Annotated in this window: 13 protein-coding genes and 1 pseudogene; 5 read left to right on the top strand and 9 right to left on the bottom strand. The window is 71.3% G+C overall.

From position 1 onward, the window contains the following. Positions 1 to 116 precede the first annotated feature (116 nt). The 4 genes from OG310_RS30965 to OG310_RS30950 all read right to left on the bottom strand — a co-directional run bounded on the left by OG310_RS30965 (position 117) and on the right by OG310_RS30950 (position 4,579). On the bottom strand, positions 117 to 1,037 hold the full coding sequence (locus OG310_RS30965) for a carbohydrate ABC transporter permease (protein ID WP_329459140.1): 921 nt from the start codon (positions 1,035 to 1,037) through the stop codon (positions 117 to 119). Then, on the bottom strand, positions 1,034 to 1,984 hold the full coding sequence (locus OG310_RS30960) for a carbohydrate ABC transporter permease (protein WP_329459139.1): 951 nt from the start codon (positions 1,982 to 1,984) through the stop codon (positions 1,034 to 1,036). The genes OG310_RS30965 and OG310_RS30960 overlap by 4 nt, the downstream gene beginning before the upstream one ends. 102 nt (positions 1,985 to 2,086) lie before the next feature. Next, entirely contained in the window at positions 2,087 to 3,382 is a 1,296-nt protein-coding gene (locus OG310_RS30955) for an ABC transporter substrate-binding protein (protein ID WP_329459138.1), read from the bottom strand. A gap of 435 nt (positions 3,383 to 3,817) precedes the next feature. Further along, positions 3,818 to 4,579, bottom strand: a complete 762-nt coding sequence (locus OG310_RS30950; protein ID WP_329459137.1) for an SDR family NAD(P)-dependent oxidoreductase — start codon at positions 4,577 to 4,579, stop codon at positions 3,818 to 3,820. A gap of 95 nt (positions 4,580 to 4,674) precedes the next feature. Between OG310_RS30950 and OG310_RS30945 the strand changes: the two genes are divergently transcribed. Beyond that, entirely contained in the window at positions 4,675 to 5,262 is a 588-nt protein-coding gene (locus OG310_RS30945; protein ID WP_329459136.1) for a TetR/AcrR family transcriptional regulator, read from the top strand. A gap of 348 nt (positions 5,263 to 5,610) precedes the next feature. On the opposite strand, the gene OG310_RS30940 is transcribed toward OG310_RS30945, so the two are convergent. Both OG310_RS30940 and OG310_RS30935 read right to left on the bottom strand, forming a co-directional pair. After that, positions 5,611 to 6,096 (bottom strand): macro domain-containing protein, encoded by a 486-nt coding sequence (locus tag OG310_RS30940; RefSeq protein ID WP_329459135.1) that lies wholly within the window; start codon positions 6,094 to 6,096, stop codon positions 5,611 to 5,613. A 263-nt stretch (positions 6,097 to 6,359) separates the two neighbouring features. Continuing rightward, the gene (locus tag OG310_RS30935) at positions 6,360 to 7,514 is read right to left on the bottom strand and encodes an acyl-CoA dehydrogenase family protein (protein ID WP_329459134.1); all 1,155 of its coding nucleotides are present in this window, start codon (positions 7,512 to 7,514) and stop codon (positions 6,360 to 6,362) included. A gap of 261 nt (positions 7,515 to 7,775) precedes the next feature. Here OG310_RS30935 and OG310_RS30930 point away from each other — a divergent pair, with 261 nt between their 5' ends. Beyond that, positions 7,776 to 8,213: an Lrp/AsnC family transcriptional regulator gene (locus OG310_RS30930; RefSeq protein WP_329459133.1), complete on the top strand. Its 438-nt coding sequence runs from the start codon at positions 7,776 to 7,778 to the stop codon at positions 8,211 to 8,213. Positions 8,214 to 8,470: 257 nt separating this feature from the next. Here the strand turns inward: OG310_RS30930 and OG310_RS30925 are convergent. After that, positions 8,471 to 10,078: pseudogene (locus OG310_RS30925) on the bottom strand (MDR family MFS transporter); the annotation flags it as partial. Positions 10,079 to 10,399: 321 nt separating this feature from the next. Between OG310_RS30925 and OG310_RS30920 the strand changes: the two are divergent. Next, a complete protein-coding gene (locus OG310_RS30920; RefSeq protein WP_329459132.1) occupies positions 10,400 to 12,991 on the top strand; it encodes a SpoIIE family protein phosphatase in 2,592 nt (863 codons plus the stop codon). 231 nt (positions 12,992 to 13,222) lie between these two features. On the opposite strand, the gene OG310_RS30915 is transcribed toward OG310_RS30920, so the two are convergent. After that, positions 13,223 to 15,637 (bottom strand): excinuclease ABC subunit UvrA, encoded by a 2,415-nt coding sequence (locus OG310_RS30915; protein WP_329459131.1) that lies wholly within the window; start codon positions 15,635 to 15,637, stop codon positions 13,223 to 13,225. Positions 15,638 to 15,835: 198 nt separating this feature from the next. Beyond that, a complete protein-coding gene (locus OG310_RS30910; protein ID WP_329459130.1) occupies positions 15,836 to 16,192 on the bottom strand; it encodes a VOC family protein in 357 nt (118 codons plus the stop codon). A 435-nt stretch (positions 16,193 to 16,627) separates the two neighbouring features. On the opposite strand from OG310_RS30910, the gene OG310_RS30905 reads away from it, so the two are divergent. Both OG310_RS30905 and OG310_RS30900 read left to right on the top strand, forming a co-directional pair. Continuing rightward, entirely contained in the window at positions 16,628 to 17,056 is a 429-nt protein-coding gene (locus tag OG310_RS30905) for a helix-turn-helix transcriptional regulator (protein ID WP_329459129.1), read from the top strand. Between the two features lie 10 nt (positions 17,057 to 17,066). Then, on the top strand, positions 17,067 to 17,483 hold the full coding sequence (locus tag OG310_RS30900) for a VOC family protein (protein WP_329459128.1): 417 nt from the start codon (positions 17,067 to 17,069) through the stop codon (positions 17,481 to 17,483). The last annotated feature ends 124 nt before the right edge of the window (positions 17,484 to 17,607 follow it).

Here is a 17,607-nt window from a genome sequence, read left to right as displayed (position 1 = left end):
ACTTTTCCCCACCCGGCTCCGCCGGGGCCGCCGGGGTCCTGCCCCTGCTACGCGCATCGGGAGTGCCACGCGACACCGCGCGGCACTCCCGATGCATCGATCAAGTCAGTGACCTGCTAGCCCTTGTTCGCGCCGAGGGTCAGTCCGGAGACGAACTGCTTCTGCAGGGCGAAGAACACCACGAGGGTGGGGACCGCCACGATCAGGGCGGCCGCCGAGATGAGGTTGTTGTTGACGAAGAACTGCCCCTGGAGGTTGTTCAGCGCCGCGGTGATGGGCCGGTTGCTGCCGGTCTGCATCAGTACCGTCGCCCAGAAGAAGTCGTTGTAGATCCAGGTGAATTCGAGCGTCGCCAGCGCCGCGAGCACCGGACGGCACAGCGGCAGGACGAGCTGCCAGTACTGCCGCCAGGCGGAGGCACCGTCCACGAGCGCGGCCTCGCCCAGTTCCTTGGGGATCGTGCGCATGTAGTTGGAGAGCACGAAGGCGCAGAAACCGGTCTGGAACGCGACGTGGATCAGGATGAGGCCGAGGAAGGAGTCGTCCAGTTTGCCGGACGCCGCCAGCCACTCGGGCAGCGGTATCAGCTGGTACATCTTGAACAGCGGCGTGATCAGAGCCTGTTGCGGCAGCAGGTTGCCGGCGGTGAACAGCATCAGCAGCGCGATGTTCACCTTGAAGTTGAACCGCGCCACGACGAAGGCGACCATGCTCGACAGCCAGAGTGTGATCACCAGCGCGGGCACCGTGATGATGACCGAGTTCCAGAAGTAGTGCAGGAGCTGCGCCTGGTCCCAGGCGGCGGTGAAGTTGCCGAACCCGTAGTGGCCGCCGACGGACACGTATCCGAGGCGCTGGGTGTCGGCGTACGGCCGCAGCGCCGTGTAGAAGGCGTACAGCAGCGGCAGCAGCCAGACGACGCACGTGCCGATCAGGAAGACGTGCAGGGCGACACGGCCGGCTCGCGGGGGGCGCTCGCCCCGGGGGGCGGGCGCGGCGGTGCGGGGCCCGGTGCGCTCGGTCGTCAGCGTCGTCATTCTCGCTCGTCCTTCCGGAACATGCTGATCAGGTACGGCACGATGAAGGCCAGCGAGATCACCAGGAGGATCGTCGCCAGTGCCGAGCCGAAGCCGATACGGCTGGCCTCTCCGACGATGTTGTCGGTCACCAGCACGGACAGCAGTTCAAGGCCGTTCGTGCCCTTGTTGATGACGTAGACGATGTCGAAGGCGCGCAGCGACTCGATGACCGTGATGACCAGCACCACGACATTGATGGGGCGCAGCGCCGGCCAGACCACGTGCCGGAAGGTCTGGGAGCCGTTCGCGCCGTCGAGTGCCGCCGCTTCCTTCTGCGAGGGGTCGACGCTCTTGAGGCCCGCGAGGAAGAGCACCATCACATAGCCGGCCTGGCGCCAGCAGGCCATGATCATGACGGCCCAGATGTTCAGGTGGGGATTGCCCATCCAGTCGATGACGTGGTGGTCCGCGTGCCCCGTCAGGTTGTTGATCAGCCCCTGGGTGGGCGAGAAGATCAGCTCGGTCATGAAGCCGATCAGCGCGAGGGACAGCACCACGGGCAGGAACAGGACGGACTGGTAGATCCGGGAGAACCGGATCTGCTTGTCCAGCTGGACCGCGAGGAAGAGGCCGAACGGCGCGGGCAGCACGAAGAAGACCGCGAGCCAGATGAGGTTGTGCTCGATGGCCGGGTCGAAGGGCGGGTAGATCGTGAAGATGTTCTTGTAGTTCTCGGTGCCGACCCACTGGATCGTGGAGAAGTCGCCGAACCCGGTCCAGCTGGAGAACGACAGGACGATCGATGCCAGGGCGGGCACCCACACGAACGCCACGGTGAGCAGGGTCGGGATGCCGGCCATCAGGCTGAGGCTCACCCGGTCCCGCGCGGTGAGCTGTTTGAGATGGCGCCGCTTGGTCTTGGGGGGCGTGGTCCGCGGCGCCGCCGCGCCGTCCACAACAGTCATGTGTTCCTCGTCGTTTTCACACCGGGCACTGCCGTACGGGCCGGGTGCGGCGCCCACGGTTTCGTGAGCGCCGCATCCGGCCCAAAGGGGTGAGCAGGCAGGTCAGTTGCCGCTCGCCCAGATGGTCTTGGCCTGCTTGTCCACGTTCGACAGGATCGAGGCGATGTCACCCGGGCTGTTCAGGAACTTCTGGATCGCCGGGATCATGACCGGGTCCGCGAAGTCGGGCCGCGTGTCGCGGTCCATGAACTGCGACAGGCTCTTGGCCCCGGTGATCAGCTTGACCGCGTCGTTCTGCGGCTGTGTGTACTTCGAGGTGTCGACTCCGTTGGCGGTCGCGACGTCCGCCGGGTTGGTGCCGAGCCACAGCTGCTGCGCCTTGGCGGTGCCGAGGTAGCTCAGGAGCTTGCTCGCGCCGTCCTTGTTCTTGGGCGACTTGGACACCATGAAGCCGTCGATGGGCGCCTCGACGGCGGTCTGGCCGTACTGCGGGTCGATCTCCGGGAAGGCGAACAGACCGAGGTCCGCGGCCTTGTCACCGGTGAAGATCGTGCCGATCTGGTCGAGGCCGAGCACCATCATGCCGGCCTTCTGGTTGACGAGGGACTGGGCGCCCTCCTGCCAGGTCTGGCCGGCGAACCCCGGGGAGTAGTACGGGATCAGCTGCTTCCAGTGGTCGAAAGTGGCCTTGACCTGGGGGGTGTTCCACTTGTCGCCCTTGCGCATCAGGTCGATGTGGAAGTCGAACCCGTTGATGCGCATGTTCAGGTAGTCGAACGTACCCATGGACGGCCAGCCGTCCTTGTTGGTGAAGGCGATGGGGGTGATGCCGTCGCCCTTCATCTTCTTCGCCAGCGCGATGTACTCGTCCCAGGTGGTGGGGACGGTGTACCCCTTGGCCTTGAACAGGCTCTTGCTGTAGAAGACGGCCCACGGGTAGTAGTCGAAGGGCACGAGGTAGTAGTGCCCGTCCGGCGCCTTGCTCTGGGCCTTCATCGCGTCGGTGTAGTTGGCACCGATGTTCTTCCAGACGTCGTCGACGTTGCTGGCGAGGCCCTGGCCCGCGAAGAACTGCATGCGCTCACCGGCGAACCAGTTGAACACATCGTCCGGGTTTCCCTGCAGATAGCTGGAGATGTTCTGCTGGAAGGTGTTGTGGTCGACCCAGTTTGGCTTGACCGTCAGGCCGGTGGCCTTCTTGGCGGCGGCGAAGACGTTGACATACGCCCCCTTCGGCTGCGGCACCGCGGCGTTGGAACCGAACGTGACCGTCTTGCCACCCGATCCGCCCGAACTTCCGCTGCTGCCACCGCAAGCGGTGAGAAGCGGTCCTGCGGCGACCACTCCGGCGCCCAGAGCGGCGCCACGAAGCACGGACCGCCGGGACATGGACGGCATGTCGGGTATGGGTATGCCGGGTCCCGATCGTCGACCGTCAGTCGAGAAAAGCTTCATGACCCCTCCCGCGGGGCTCCGAATAAAACACAAACGAACGTGACCCGACAGATGTCACCAATACACCGGTCCGGTGTCAAGACTTCAGACGATTGCGATATCGAAGTGTGCCCGTTTTCCGCCGGACGGAAGCCAACTGACCGCCCCATCACGCCCGTTCGAGGCATACCGGACACCTGTTGAAAAAAGTTGGTTCCTGATCGGGAACGCGGTGCGTGGCCAGGACACACCGGAGCGGCGGGCGTCCGCGCTCGCCCGCCGCCTCACCATACCGGTGGGTAGGGCGCCGATGACGCCCGCCCTCACCTCCCGCTCCCGGCGCGGGCGACCGGCTCCGCGCGCACCCGGCGCCCGGCGGGCCGGCCGCCCGCGCGGCGGCTACGCGGCGATCACGGCCGCGGAGACCCGGCCGCCGTCGACGTCGAGGATCGCGCCGTGCACGAACACCGCCTCCTCGGAGGCGAGATAGACCACGGCGTGCGCGATGGCGTCCGGAGCGCCCGAACGGCCCGCCGGGGTGCCGTTCATCAGCACTCCTGACCCGTCCGCCGCGCCGTCCTGTTCGCGGATCACTCCGGGGGACACCGTGTTCACCCGTACGCCCCGCGGGCCGAACTCGGCGGCCCAGGAGCGCGTGAGCGTCTCCAGCGCGCCCTTGCTCGCCGCGTAGGCGACACCGGCGGGCAGCCCGAGGCGCACGACCCACGAACCGATGTTGACGATCGCGCCGCCCCCGGCCTCGGCCATCGCGGGCGCCAGCGCTGCCGTCAGGAAGAACGGCGCCTTCACGTTGACCCCGTACACCGCGTCGAAGGTCGCCTCGTCCGTCTCCGGCGTGGAGGGTCCCGGGAAGACGCCCGCGTTGTTCACCAGGATGTCCACGCGCCCGCCGAGGACACGGGTGGCCTCGCGGGCCAGCGCGCGGCTCGCGTCGGCCCGGCCGTCGAGGTCGGCGGCCACGAAGTCGGCGCTGCCGCCGGCGTCTCTGATCGCCGCCGCCACGGCCTCGCCGCGTGCCCGGTCCCGCCCGGAGACGACGACCCTGGCGCCCTCCGCGGCCAGTGCGGCGGCGACCGCCCGGCCGATCCTCCCCGTCCCGCCCGTCACCAGTGCCGTCTTTTCGCGCAGCCGTGAGCCCATGACGCGTCCCTCCTCGAAATGGATCGTACAATCCATAACGTAGGGCAGTGAGAAATGGATCGCAAAATCCATTATCGACTTGTTACGGTAAGCGCATGCCGCGTGAACTCACTGCCAAGGGCCTCGCCACCCGGAGCAGGATCGTCGAGCGCGCCTCGGTCGTCGTGTGCGAGCGCGGCGTCGCGAACGCCAGCCTGGAGAGCATCCGGGAGGCCGCGGGCGTCAGCAGCAGCCAGCTGTTCCACTACTTCCCCGAGGGCAAGCGCGCCCTGATGCTCGCGGTGGCGCGGTACGCGGCCGACGCCGTCATCGCCGACCAGGAGCCGTACCTCTCCCGGCTGACCACCTGGCGGGCCTGGGACGAATGGGCGGACGCGGTGTTCGAGCGCTTCACGCAGCGCGGGCGCACCGATCTGAGCGCGCTACCGCGCCTGCTCGAACAGGACAGCCCGGAGATGCGGGAGATCCTCGCGGTCGCGTACAGCCGCTGGGAGGAGCGCCTCGCGCAGGGCGTACGTGCCCTGCAGGCGGCGGGCAAGGTACGCGCGGACCTGGACGCGCTCGCCACCGCCACAACCATGCTCGCGTGCGTTCAGGGCGCCGTGCTGATGTCCCAGGCGACCGGCGACACGGGTCGCCTGCGTACCGCCCTGCACACGGCGATCGACCAACTGCGCCACTGACGAAGGCAGGCGCCTCCTGCCCGGGGCAGCGGCCATGGCCGCGGACGGCCGGGCTGTCGACGTCCGGGCTGTCGACGTCCGGGCGTCGGGGGCCGGTTGCGGGCCGCCGGCGGCCGACGCGCCGGCCGCCGCACGGCAGCCGGTGGGTGGCGGGCGCCGGTTGCCGGCGAACGGGAGCGCCAACTGCCCGGTATCAGACGCCGGATGGCAGGGGGCGAGGCAGCAGGGGACGGACGGGCAGCACCGGGCGCCGTTCACCGGACCGCGGCAACCGGACACCAGAAGCCGGCCGTCAACAACCGGACGCCAACGGTCGGCCGCCAACGGCCGACCGCCGACGACCCGACGTCAGCGGCCGGGCAGGTCGTACACCGTGACGGGGACGCCCCGCTCCCCCAAACCCGCCCTCAGCAGGGGCTCCACGCGCGACCACTCACCACCGGCCAGTCCGCAGCCGATCCGCGGCATGTGCACCGAGGCGCCGAGCCGCAGCGCGTGTTCCGCCAGTCGGCCCAGCGCCTCCTCGATCGCCTCGTACCGCACCGGGGGCCGTCCGCCCGCACGCCTGAGTCCGTGCTGCCCGATCATGTTGGCGACCCACATGTCCACCTGGACCGGAACCAGTTGGACGGCTCCGAGGCGGAAGTCGTTGGTGGCGCGGCCCCGGTACCAGGTCCGGTAGGCGGCCTCGGGCTCCGGTCCACGCCGTGACAGGGCCACGACGAAGCCGGCGCCCCAGCCGCCGACGTCGTTGCAGACGTGGGCGATGATGCGGGGGCCGGAGGCCACGGGCGCCGTCGCGTCGCCCTCCACGTATCGCACGGGAAGAGTCATGGGGCCATTCTGGACGGCCGCACGCGCGCTCCGCTCCCCACATGCGCCCGGCGCACGGCCGACCAGTGGCGGGGTCGGGTGTCGGGTGCCGGGTGGGCGGCCGGTGACCCGGTACACCCACCGGGGCACGGCCCTCGGGCGCCGACGGCCTCCCGGAGATCTCCCGCCTGCCCGCCCGGCCGCCGTCACGCGACCGGACCGACCCTCGCCACGGACCGCGAAACGGTCACCCCGAGAAGTGGTCCGCGCGACCGCCGGAAGGTCTACTCGCGCTCGGAGTGGGTCGCGAGTCCGCGGCTGATGACCAGGCGCTGGATCTGGTTCGTGCCTTCGAAGATCTGCATGATCTTCGCTTCGCGCATGTAGCGCTCGACCGGGTAGTCCCGCGTGTAGCCGTAGCCGCCGAAGACCTGGACCGCGTCCGTGGTGACCTTCATCGCGGCGTCGGTGGCGGTGAGCTTGGCGATGCTCGCATGCCTGCTGTACTCGCGTCCCGCGTCGCGTCTGCGGGCCGCGTCCAGGTAGGTGGCGCGGGCCGAACCGACGGCGGCGGCCATGTCCGCGAGCAGGAAGCCGAGGCCCTGGTGGTCGATGATGCGGCGGCCGAACGTGGTGCGTTCGTTGGCGTAGGTGACGGCGGCGTCCAGCGCCGCCTGTGCGAGGCCGGTGGCGCAGGCCGCGATGCCGAGACGCCCCGAGTCGAGGGCGCTGAAGGCGATTTCGAGGCCCTGGCCCTCCGTGCCGATCAGCCGGTCCCCGGACAGCAGCGCGCCGTCCCAGTAGGCGGCGGTCGTGGGCACGGCGTGCAGCCCCATCTTGTCCTCGGGGGCGCCGAAGGAGAGTCCCTCGGCACTGCCGGGAGCGAAGAAGCAGGAGACACCGTGGCTGCCTGGCGCGGTCCGGGCGAACAGCGCGTAGAAACCGGCCTTCCCGCCATGCGTGATCCACGCCTTGGACCCGGTGATGCGGTAACCGTCCGGTTCCGGCACGGCCTTGCAGACGATGGCCGCCGCGTCGGATCCGGCCTGCGGCTCGGAGAGGCTGTAGCCGCCGACCAGGGCGCCCGACAGGACGTCCTCGGCCCAGCGCTCGCGCTGGGCGTCGGTACCGAAGGTCACGAGCGGGAAGGCGGCCAGCGTGTGCACGCTCGCCGCCACCGCCACCGCCGCCCAGCGCGCCGACAGTTCCTCAAGCACCTGCAGGTAGACCTCGTAGGGCTGTCCCCCGCCGCCGAGTTCCTCCGGGTACGGCAATCCGAGCAGCCCGGCCTCGCCGAGCATCGCGAACAGCCCGTCGGGGTACGTCTCCTTGCGCTCGTGCAGGTCGACGAGCGGGGCCAGCTCGCGGTCGGCGATCCGGCGGGTCAGCGCGATCAGGTCCTGGGCCTCTTCACTGGGCAGCAGGCGGTCGACGGGCACGGCGGCTTCCTTCTGACAAGTACCGGAACCGGTAGGGGTGCACCGGTACGGGCGGACGGGCTGCGGGTGGCGCGAGCCCCGACTGCGGACCTGACGTCGGACCCTCGCCACGCTACTCGCTGATCAGAGCGCGGCACCGGAGTGCGGGCAAGTATCTGGCGCGGAATGGTCGGGAAGTCGCAAAATTTTTCCGCCAGAGACCGGTACGCCTGTAATAGTTTGCTTGCCACGACCAGATGTGTGCGTAGGGAGGGGTGTCCCATGGCCGAGTTGGACGACACGGACCACCGGCTGCTTCGCATGCTGCGCGAGGACGGCAGGAGGACCTTCTCCGAGATGGCGGCCGAGGTCGGCCTGTCCGTAGCCGCCGTCAAGCGCAGGGTGGACCGGCTGCGCGACTCGGGGGTGATCACCCGCTTCACGGTCCAGGTCGACCACGCGAAACTCGGGTGGGGCATCGAGGCGTTCGTGGAGTTGCGGTACGCGGGCACGACGCCCGTACGCGAGATCGTGGGGAGCGCGCACACGGTGCCCGAGGTACAGGCGGTCTTCACGATCGCGGGAGATCCCGACGCGCTCCTACAGGTGCGGGTGCGGGATCTCGACCACCTCCAGCACGTGATCGACGGTCTGCGCCGCTCCGGCCAGATCACCGGCACGAAGACCCTGATGGTCCTGGGGTCCTGGTCCCGGGCCTGACGATGAGACGTGCGCGCCACCGGCTTCCCGGCCACGAGGGCACCGCCGCTCCTCGGTACGGGCGCGGCGGCCTCTCCCCCGTACCGGCTCCCCCCGTACCGGCTCCCCCGGTACCGGCGCGCCGGCCCCGGTACCGGGCGCGCCACCGCCACCGCCACCGCCCCCGCTGTACGGGGGCGGTGGCCGGAACCGCGTGCGCGGTGTGAGCGGTGGCGGCGGCGTGGCACGGCGGGAGCCGGGCCACGCCGCCGGGCCGGTCAGACGGTGATCTCCACCTCGGCCGGCGTCCCGGATCCCGATGTGGTCACCTTCGTGTCCTTCGCACCGCCGCCGAAGCCGCGCAGCGGCACCTGCTTGATGAACAGCGCGACGATCACACCGCAGGCCGCGACGATCGCGGCGACCGTGAAGACCTCCACGATGCCGTGCGTCACCGCGGAGGCGAAGACATGCTGGGCCGCGGCCGGCAGCTTGCGCAGCGCCTGGGGCGTCATGGACTGTGCCGCGTTGCCCGCGCCCGCCGCGCCGCCGAGGCCGCCGAGGTGGGAGCTGAGCCCGCTCGCGTAGATCGAGCCGAGCACCGAGACGCCGATCGAGCCGCCCATGTTGCGCAGGAAGGTCGAGGCGCCGGTGGCCGCCCCGATGTCCTTGAGCGGGGCGCTGCTCTGCGCGAGGAGCGTGGTGGTCTGCATGAGACCGCCGAGGCCGATGCCGAGCGGGACCATGAACAGCCCGGTGACCAGCGACGAGGTGGCGGTGTCCATGCTGCCGAACAGGCCGAGGCCGGCCGCCATCAGGGCCGCTCCCGCGACGAGGAACATCTTGTAGCGGCCGGTGCGGCTGATGACCGTACCGCTCGCGATGGACACCACCATGGCCGCGATCATCATCGGCATCAGCAGCAGCCCGCTGTTCGTGGCCGACGCGCCCTGGACGAACTGCTGGAACTGGGGCAGGAAGGTCACGCCGCCGAACATCGCGAACCCGGAGAGGAACGCGAGCGTGCCGGCCAGCGAGAAGTTGCGGTTCCGAAAGACGCTCAGCGGCATGATCGGGTCGGCCACGCGCCGCTCGACGAACACGAAGGCGACGAACGCGGCGACGGTGAGCACCGCCAGGCCGATGATGGGCGCGGAGAGCCACGCGTACTGGCCGCCGCCCCAGCTGGTCATCAGGACGAGTGCGGTGATCCAGGTGGTCAGGAGCGCGGCACCCGACCAGTCGACCCGCTTGGTGCCGTCGTTGGTGCCCTTGGGCAGGGTGCGCAGCGTGAACCAGGCGACCACCAGCGCGATCGCACCGAGCGGCAGGTTGACGTAGAACGCCCACCGCCAGGTGAGGTGGTCGGTGATGAAGCCGCCGACCAGCGGGCCGCCGATCATGGCGACCGGCATGGCGGCCATCATCACGCCCTGGTACTTGCTGCGCTCGCGCGGCGGCACGATGTCGGCGACGACGGCCAGCACGCCGACCATCAGTCCGCCGGCCCCGAGGCCCTGGAGCGCGCGGAAGCCGACCAGCTCGTCGAAGTTCTGGGCCATTCCGCAGAGCGCGGAGCCGACGAGGAAGAGGGCGATGGCCGCGAGGAAGGTCCTGCGGCGGCCGTAGAGGTCGCCGAGTTTGCCCCAGATCGGGGTGGCGGCGGTGGAGGCCAGGATGTACCCGGTCGTCACCCAGGACAGGTGTTCCAGCCCGCCGAGATCGCCGACGATCGTCGGCAGTGCGGGCGCCACGATCGTGTTGTCGAGCATCGCCAGCAGCATGGCGATCAGCAGGGCGACCATCGCGGCCATGATCTCCCGTGGCGAGAGCCGCGCGGGGGGCGCGGCGCTCGTTGCGTCTGCGGTCATCGGGAACCGTCCGTCCGTTTCTGCCCTCGGCGGGGTGCGCGCCTGAGGGCACCCGCTTACTTACCGGTCGACAAGTAACTTACTAGCCGCCCGGCAAGTCAGCAAGCCCGTTCGCCGTCCTGACCGCTCCCGCTGTCGCCGCCACTCCCCGCCGCCGCCGTCACGCGCAGGAGCGTCACCGCTTCCGCCCCCGGGCGCGGCGAGGAGGCGGGGCCGCCCCGGGCGCCCGGACGGTTCGTACCGTCTCGGGTCGCCGTTCGGTCCGGCTGTTGGCACCGTTGCCTGTACGGGCGAAAACCACGCGGCGCTGTGAGCGCCGGACGAAGGGAGCCCGAGGTGACGGAGGAGCTGTCGGAACCGGCCGACGACGGGCCGCTGCTCGTCGTGGACGGCACCGGCACCGTGCGGTCCTGGACCGCGCGGGCGGAGCGGGTCTTCGGGCGCACCGCCGCGCAGGCCCTGGGCCGGCCGGCGATCTGGGCGACCTCGTCGCGGGACCTCGCGCTGCGCGTACGGCCTCGTATGGACCGGACCGGCACGGGCGCCCCGAGCGGGGAGGGCGGAAAGGGCGCTGATCCGGCAGGAGAGCTGCACTGGGCGGTGGACCTCGCTGAGGAACCGGGTGCGGTGGTCTGGGACGCGGCCGTGCTGGACGCGCTGTTCGGCCAGTCGCCCGTGGGGCTGCACGTACTCGACCCGGACCTGTGCGTCGTACGCGTCAACACCGGTGCGGGCACCCGGCGCCAGGAGCACGCGGAGGAGTTCGTCGGCCGGCGCTTCGACGAGGTGTACCGCCTGGTGGAACCGGCGGAGCAGGAGGCGGTGGCGCGCCGGATCCTCGCCACGGGCGTGCCCACGATCGAGCGAACGGTCCGGGGGTTCGAGGACGAGGACCGGACACGGGAGCGGCTGTACTCGGTGTCGGGGTTCCGGCTGCACGCCACGGACGGGCGGGTCCTCGGCCTGGCCCTCGTCGTGGTGGACCGCACGGAGCACGAGCGCGCGAAAGTGCTGGCCGACCTGCTCGCGGCGGAGCGCGAGCGCGTCGGCAGGACGCTGGACGTCGTGGCGACCTGCCAGGACCTGGCGGACACCCTCACCCCCGGGTTCGCGGACCGGGCGGAGGTCGAGATCGCGGACCCGGTGATCCGGGGCGCCGAGCCACCCGTACCGGACAGCGCGTCCGCCACACTGCTGCGGTGCGCGGCGGTGGCAGGCGCCCCGGTCGAGGACGGTGACGATCCGACGGCCGACAGCGGCGGGACCCCCCTGGATGACGGCGCACGGGAGGGGCGCGGGACCTCCGCGAGGGGCGGCGACGAGCACCCGGCGGCCGGCGACGCCGAGGGCACGGCGAACCGCGCCGGAGCCGGATCCGGCCACGGCAGTGACGGCGGCGAGCGGCCCCCGCGAACCCGGGGCGGTCCGGACGGCCGGAACGCCGGTTGCGGCGTGAACGTGGTGTCCCCACTCGTCGGCGAGGGCCGGGACGCGGAGACCGAGGGCCGGGACGACGGTGGGGCCGTACACGGCGACCGGGTCGGGGAGGCCCGCGTGCTGCACGGCCCGAGCCCGGAGACCCTGGCACTCGCCGACTTGCAGCCGCGCCTCCTCGACCTGCGGGCCGGCACTCCCGTACCCGACGACGCCAAGGGCGTCCCCCACGGCGCGCACAGCCTCCTCGTGGTCCCGCTGTCCCTGCGGGGCGGCGCGCTCGGCCTGCTGACGCTGTACCGCGTGGGCACGTCGGAGCCGTTCCTCACGGACGAGGTCGCGACGGCGACCGAGATCGCCGCTCACGCGACGCTCGCCATCGACAACGCCCGCCGCTACGCCCACGAAAGGGCACTCGCCGCGACGGTCCAGCGCCGTCTCCTGCCGCAGTGGGCGACGGAACCGCCGCTCGGCGTGCGGACGGCGCACACCTATCTGCCGGGCGCCGAGGGCGGCGGTGCCTGGTACGACGTGATCCCGCTCTCCGGAGCGTGCAGCGCCCTGGTGGTGGGCGAGGTGGCGGGCGACGGTATCCACGCGGCGACGGCGATGGGCCAGGTGAGGACGGCGGTACGGGCCTTCTCGACGCTCGGTATCGAGCCGGACGAACTCCTCGCCCGGCTCGACGAGACGGTGTCGCAGCTCGCCTCCGAACGGCGCGCGCTGCCCGCGCACGATCCGTTGCGGGACCAGCCGCTGACCGTCGCCTGCGCGTACGCCGTGTACGACGCGGGCGAGGGGATCTGCACCGTCGCGCGCGCGGGCGGGGCGGACCCGTGGCTGGCCGGTCCCGACGGCCTGTTCGCACCGCTCGGGGCGCCGGACGGGCCGGTGCTCGGGGACCCGGACGTGACACCGTTCGCCTGCCTCAGCGTCGAACTGTCCGAGCGGAGCACCCTGGTGATGCCGGCGTCGGCCGAGGCCCGGGTCGGCCGGGCGCTGCGGGAGACCGTCGCCCCCGGCTCCGTACAGGAGGTGTGCGACGTACTGGCGCACGCCGGGGAGACCGGGCGGCCCGGGGGCGACACCGTCTTCCTCGCCGCCAGGACGACGGCGCTGCCGCGGGACACCTCGGCCTCCTGGCCCCTGGACCTCGACGAACAGGCACCGGCCCGGGCCCGCGGCCTGGCCGACGCGTGGCTCGCGGACCGCGTCGGGTCCGAGAGCGTGTTCAAGGCGGAACTGGTCGTCAGCGAACTGGTGACGAACGCGGTGCGGTACGGCACGCCACCGGTGAGCCTGGCCCTGATCCTCGGCCGGGTCCTGACGGTGGAGGTCAAGGACTCCTCACCGACGAGCCCCCACCTGCGCCATGCGCGCACGCTCGATGAGAGCGGACGCGGCCTGCTCATCGTCGCGCAGCTCACCGACCGCTGGGGAACCCGGCACACACCGCACGGCAAGACGATCTGGGCGGAGACGTCACGCGGCTGACCTCCGCCCGCGGGCGCGGTCGGCGTCACCGGGAGGCGCCGGCGCCTCCCGCTGGGGATGAGCCGAGCCGGACGGATCCGCCACCCGCCGCCCGCGCGGGGGCCCCCGGCTGACGGCCGCGCGATCCGGTCCGCCACCGGCCGCCCGCCCCGGAGGGTCCCACCCGACGCGCCGCGCGCGACGGGTCGCGCCGAGGGGCGGACTCGCCCCGGGCTCTCGGGCGTATCGCGGTCAGTCGCCGAGGTAGGTCGCGAGGTGCTCGCCGGTGCGGGTCGAGCGGGCCGCGACCAGATCGGCGGGGGTTCCCTCGAAGACGACCCGGCCACCGTCGTGCCCCGCGCCGGGGCCGAGGTCGACGATCCAGTCGGCGTGCGCCATGACCGCCTGGTGGTGGGCGATGACGACGACCGACTTACCGGAGTCGACGAGCCGGTCGAGCAGGCCGAGCAGTTGCTCGACGTCGGCGAGGTGCAGGCCGGTCGTCGGCTCGTCGAGGACGTAGACGAGCTCGTCGCCGCCCTTCTTCACGAGGTGGGTGGCGAGCTTGAGCCGCTGCCGCTCGCCGCCGGACAGGGTGGTGAGCGGCTGGCCCAGAGTCAGGTAGCCGAGCCCGACGTCGGTGAGCCGGCCCAGGATGCTGTGCGCGGCCGGCGTGCGTGCCTCGCCCGTACCGAAGAACTCCTCGGCCTCGGCCACCGACATCGCCAGCACCTCGCTGATGTCCCGGCCGCCGAGCCGGTGGTCGAGCACCGAGGCCTCGAACCGCTTCCCCCCGCACTCCTCGCAGGTGGTGGCGACACCGGCCATCATCGCCAGGTCGGTGTAGATGACGCCGGCACCGCCGCAGTTGGGGCAGGCACCCGCGGAATTCGCGCTGAAAAGCGCCGGCTTCACGCCGTTGGCCTTCGCGAAGGCCTTGCGGATCGGGTCGAGCAGTGCGGTGTACGTCGCCGGGTTGCTCCGCCGCGAGCCCCGGATCGCGGCCTGGTCGACCGACACCACCCCCACCCCGGCGGCCGCGGGCCCGCCCACCAGCGACCCCTGGACGAGCGAGCTCTTGCCGGACCCGGCGACCCCGGTGACGACGACGAGAACGCCGAGCGGGATGTCGACGTCGACGCCGCGCAGGTTGTGCGTGGTGGCGTCGCGGATCTCCAGCGCCCCCGTGGGTGTCCGCACCTTCTCCTTGAGGACGGCCCTGTCGTCGAGGTGGCGGCCGGTGAGGGTCCCACTGGCCCGCAGCCCCTCGACCGTGCCCTCGAAGCAGACGCTGCCGCCGCCGGAACCGGCCCCGGGGCCGAGGTCGACGACGTGGTCGGCGATCGCGATCGTCTCCGGTTTGTGCTCCACGACGAGCACGGTGTTGCCCTTGTCCCGCAGCCGCAGCAGCAGGTCGTTCATCCGCTGGATGTCGTGCGGGTGCAGCCCCGTGGTGGGCTCGTCGAAGACGTAGGTGACGTCGGTGAGCGACGAGCCGAGGTGGCGGATCATCTTCACCCGCTGCGACTCGCCCCCGGACAGCGTGCCGGACGATCTGTCGAGCGAGAGGTAGCCGAGCCCGATCTCCACGATCGAGTCGAGCGTGCGCCGCAGAGCGTCGAGCAGCGGCTCCACCGAGGGCTCGGCGAGAGCGCGGACCCAGTCGGCCAGATCGCTCACCTGCATCGCGCACACGTCGGCGATATTGATCCCCGCGATACGCGACGAGCGGGCGGCCTCGCTGAGGCGGGTGCCGCCGCACTCGGGGCAGGCGGTGAAGGTGACCGCCCGGTCCACGAAGGCCCGGACGGCCGGCTGCATCGACTGCCGGTCCTTGGACAGGAACGCCTTCTGGACCTTGGGGATCAGCCCTTCGTAGGCGACGTTCACGCCGTCGACCTTCACCTTGGCCGGCTCGTGGTGGAGGAAGTCACGCAGCTCCCCCGCGGTGTAGTCGCGGATCGGCTTGTCCGGGTCGAGGAAGCCGGAGACGATGAAGGGCCGCACCGTCCAGTGGCCGTCCACGGTGTAGCCGGGAACGGTGATCGCGCCCTCCGCGAGCGACTTGGAGTCGTCGAAGAGCTGCGCGAGGTCGATGTCGGAGACCCTGCCGAGGCCCTCGCAGTGCGGACACATGCCGCCGGTGCGGGTGAAGGACTGCTTCACGGTCCTGCCCGCACCGCGTTCGACCGTGATCGCGCCGCTCGCCCGGACCGAGGCGACATTGAAGGAGAACGCACCGGGCGAGCCGACGTGCGGCTGCCCGAGCCGGCTGAACAGGACGCGCAGCATCGCGTGGGCGTCGGTCGCGGTGCCGACCGTGGAGCGCGCGTCGCCGCCCATCCGCTGCTGGTCGACGACGATCGCGGTCGTCAGCCCTTCGAGTACGTCGACCTCGGGTCGCGCCGTCGTCGGCATGAAGCCCTGCACGAAGGCGCTGTGGGTCTCGTTGATCAGCCGCTGCGACTCGGCGGCGATGGTGCCGAACACCAGGGAGCTCTTGCCGGAGCCCGAGACGCCGGTGAACACCGTCAGCCGCCGCTTGGGGATCTCGACGCTGACGTCCTTGAGGTTGTTCTCGCGCGCGCCGTGCACACGGATCAGGTCATGGTGGCCGGCGTCGCGCGGCTCGGGCGACGGCGTGGCCGTCCTCGTGGCCCTGGTCATCGTCTCTCCATCGTTTCGGGGCCGGGACCGCGTTCGGCGGTGCCCGCCGGCATCGCCCGGCCCGCTCCGACCGTCTTCGAGCAGCTTCGAACAGTACGTCGCGACCTCGGCCGGCCGCACGGTCGCGGTGCCGTCGGCCGCCGGCCCGGCGGGTCCGGCCGGGGCCGGCGACGGCAGCCCCGGAGCAGGCGCCCGCGCTCAGTGGTCCTGAAGGACCCCGAGGACATTGCCGTCAGGGTCGGTGAAGGTGGCCACCAGACGGCCGCCGCCGACGTCGTGCGCCGCCTCCCGCACGGTGGCACCGGCGGCGGTCACCTCGGCCAGCTTCGCCTCGATGTCCGGCACGTGCCAGTAGGTCACCGGGGAGGTCATGGCCCGGGAGCCGCCGCCCGGCACCAGACCGATGTTCTGGCCCGCGGCCTCGAAGCCCACGTAGTAGGACTCGTTCGTCGTCGGCTCCACGCCGAGCAGCGCGGCGTACACCGCTGTGGCTTTCGCCAGGTCGGACACGGGATGCAGCACGGTCTTGATCCCCTGGGTGGCAGAGCCGGTCATGGTCACTCCTGAAGTCGTGGGCCGCGTCGGCCCGGTGTCGCACGGTCGTGCGGGACGGGCGGCGCGGCGCGGAACCGAGGGCCGGTTTCGCGACCGCGACGTCCAGGAGACGTCCCGGTCGGTGTGCGGACGGAAGGTCCGGCGAACGGTGTCGGTGTGTCAACGACGCTCACGCTAGCCGCGGCGCCCCCAGACGCGCTTCTCGAATCCTGATCGGTCCGCCCGTCACTCTCCGGGCGCGACGGCGTCCGCCTGTCGCGGAGAGGACGCGGCCCCGGCTCGACGGCCGGGTCCGGCCCACGGCGCACGGATCACGGCAGACGGCAGACGGCGCACGGCGCATGTATCCAGGCCGGCCGGCCGGCCGGCAGCGGAGTCCAGGACGAGTGTCCGGGACGGCGGACAACACTCCCGCCGCCATGACAAACTGATCAAATGAGACAGCAGGACCTCGACGACCTCGTCCGGCTGCGGCGCACCCGCGACCGGATGGACCGGGACTACGCGCAGCCGCTCGACGTGCCGGCGCTCGCGCGTGACGCCCTGATGTCGGCGGGCCATTTCTCCCGCAGCTTTCGCGCCGCCTTCGGCGAGACCCCGTACAGCTACCTGATGACCCGCCGCATCGAGCGGGCCAAGGCCCTGCTGCGCCGGGGCGACCTGAGTGTGACGGAGGTCTGCTTCGCCGTCGGCTGTTCGTCGCTGGGCTCGTTCAGTTCGCGCTTCACCGAACTGGTCGGCGAGAGCCCGAGCGTCTACCGGGCCCGGAACCACGACGCGAGCGCCGCCATCCCGGCCTGCATGGCGAAGATCCACACGCGACCGGTCAGGAACAGAGAAGCGGGCCCCGCGCCCCGGCCGTAGCGTGTGCGGCATGGACATCAGGGTTTCGCAATGCTTCATCGCCGTGGACGACCACGACAGGGCGCTCGCCTTCTACCGGGACGTGCTCGGCTTCGAGGTACGCAACGACGTCGGGTTCGAGGGCATGCGCTGGGTGACCGTCGGGGCGCCCTCGCAGCCGGACGTGAACATCGTGCTGGAACCGCCCCTCGCGGACCCGAACGCCTCGTCGGCCGACAAGCAGGCCATGGCGGAGCTGATGGCCAAGGGCCTGTTGCGCGGAGTCATCTTCGTGACGGACGACTGCGACGCCACTTTCGAGCGCATCAGCGCCGCGGGCGGCGAGGTGCTGCAGGAGCCCATGGACCAGCCCTACGGCGTCCGCGACTGTGCGTTCCGCGACCCCGCGGGCAACCTGTTGCGCTTCAACCAGCCGCTCGCCAAGTGAGGCCGTGACGCCCCCCGGGCCAGGGCCCGGCGAGCGCTCCTCCCGCAGGACCTGGACACGGTCGGGGCACCGGACCCGGTCGGCTCGGCTCCCGCGGTAATCTGGTCGACAGGATCTGGACTAT

This window comes from Streptomyces sp. NBC_01497 (assembly GCF_036250695.1).
GTDB lineage: Bacteria > Actinomycetota > Actinomycetes > Streptomycetales > Streptomycetaceae > Streptomyces.
Note: the sequence above shows the minus strand (reverse complement) of the source record. Positions and strands in the feature narration are given on the sequence as shown.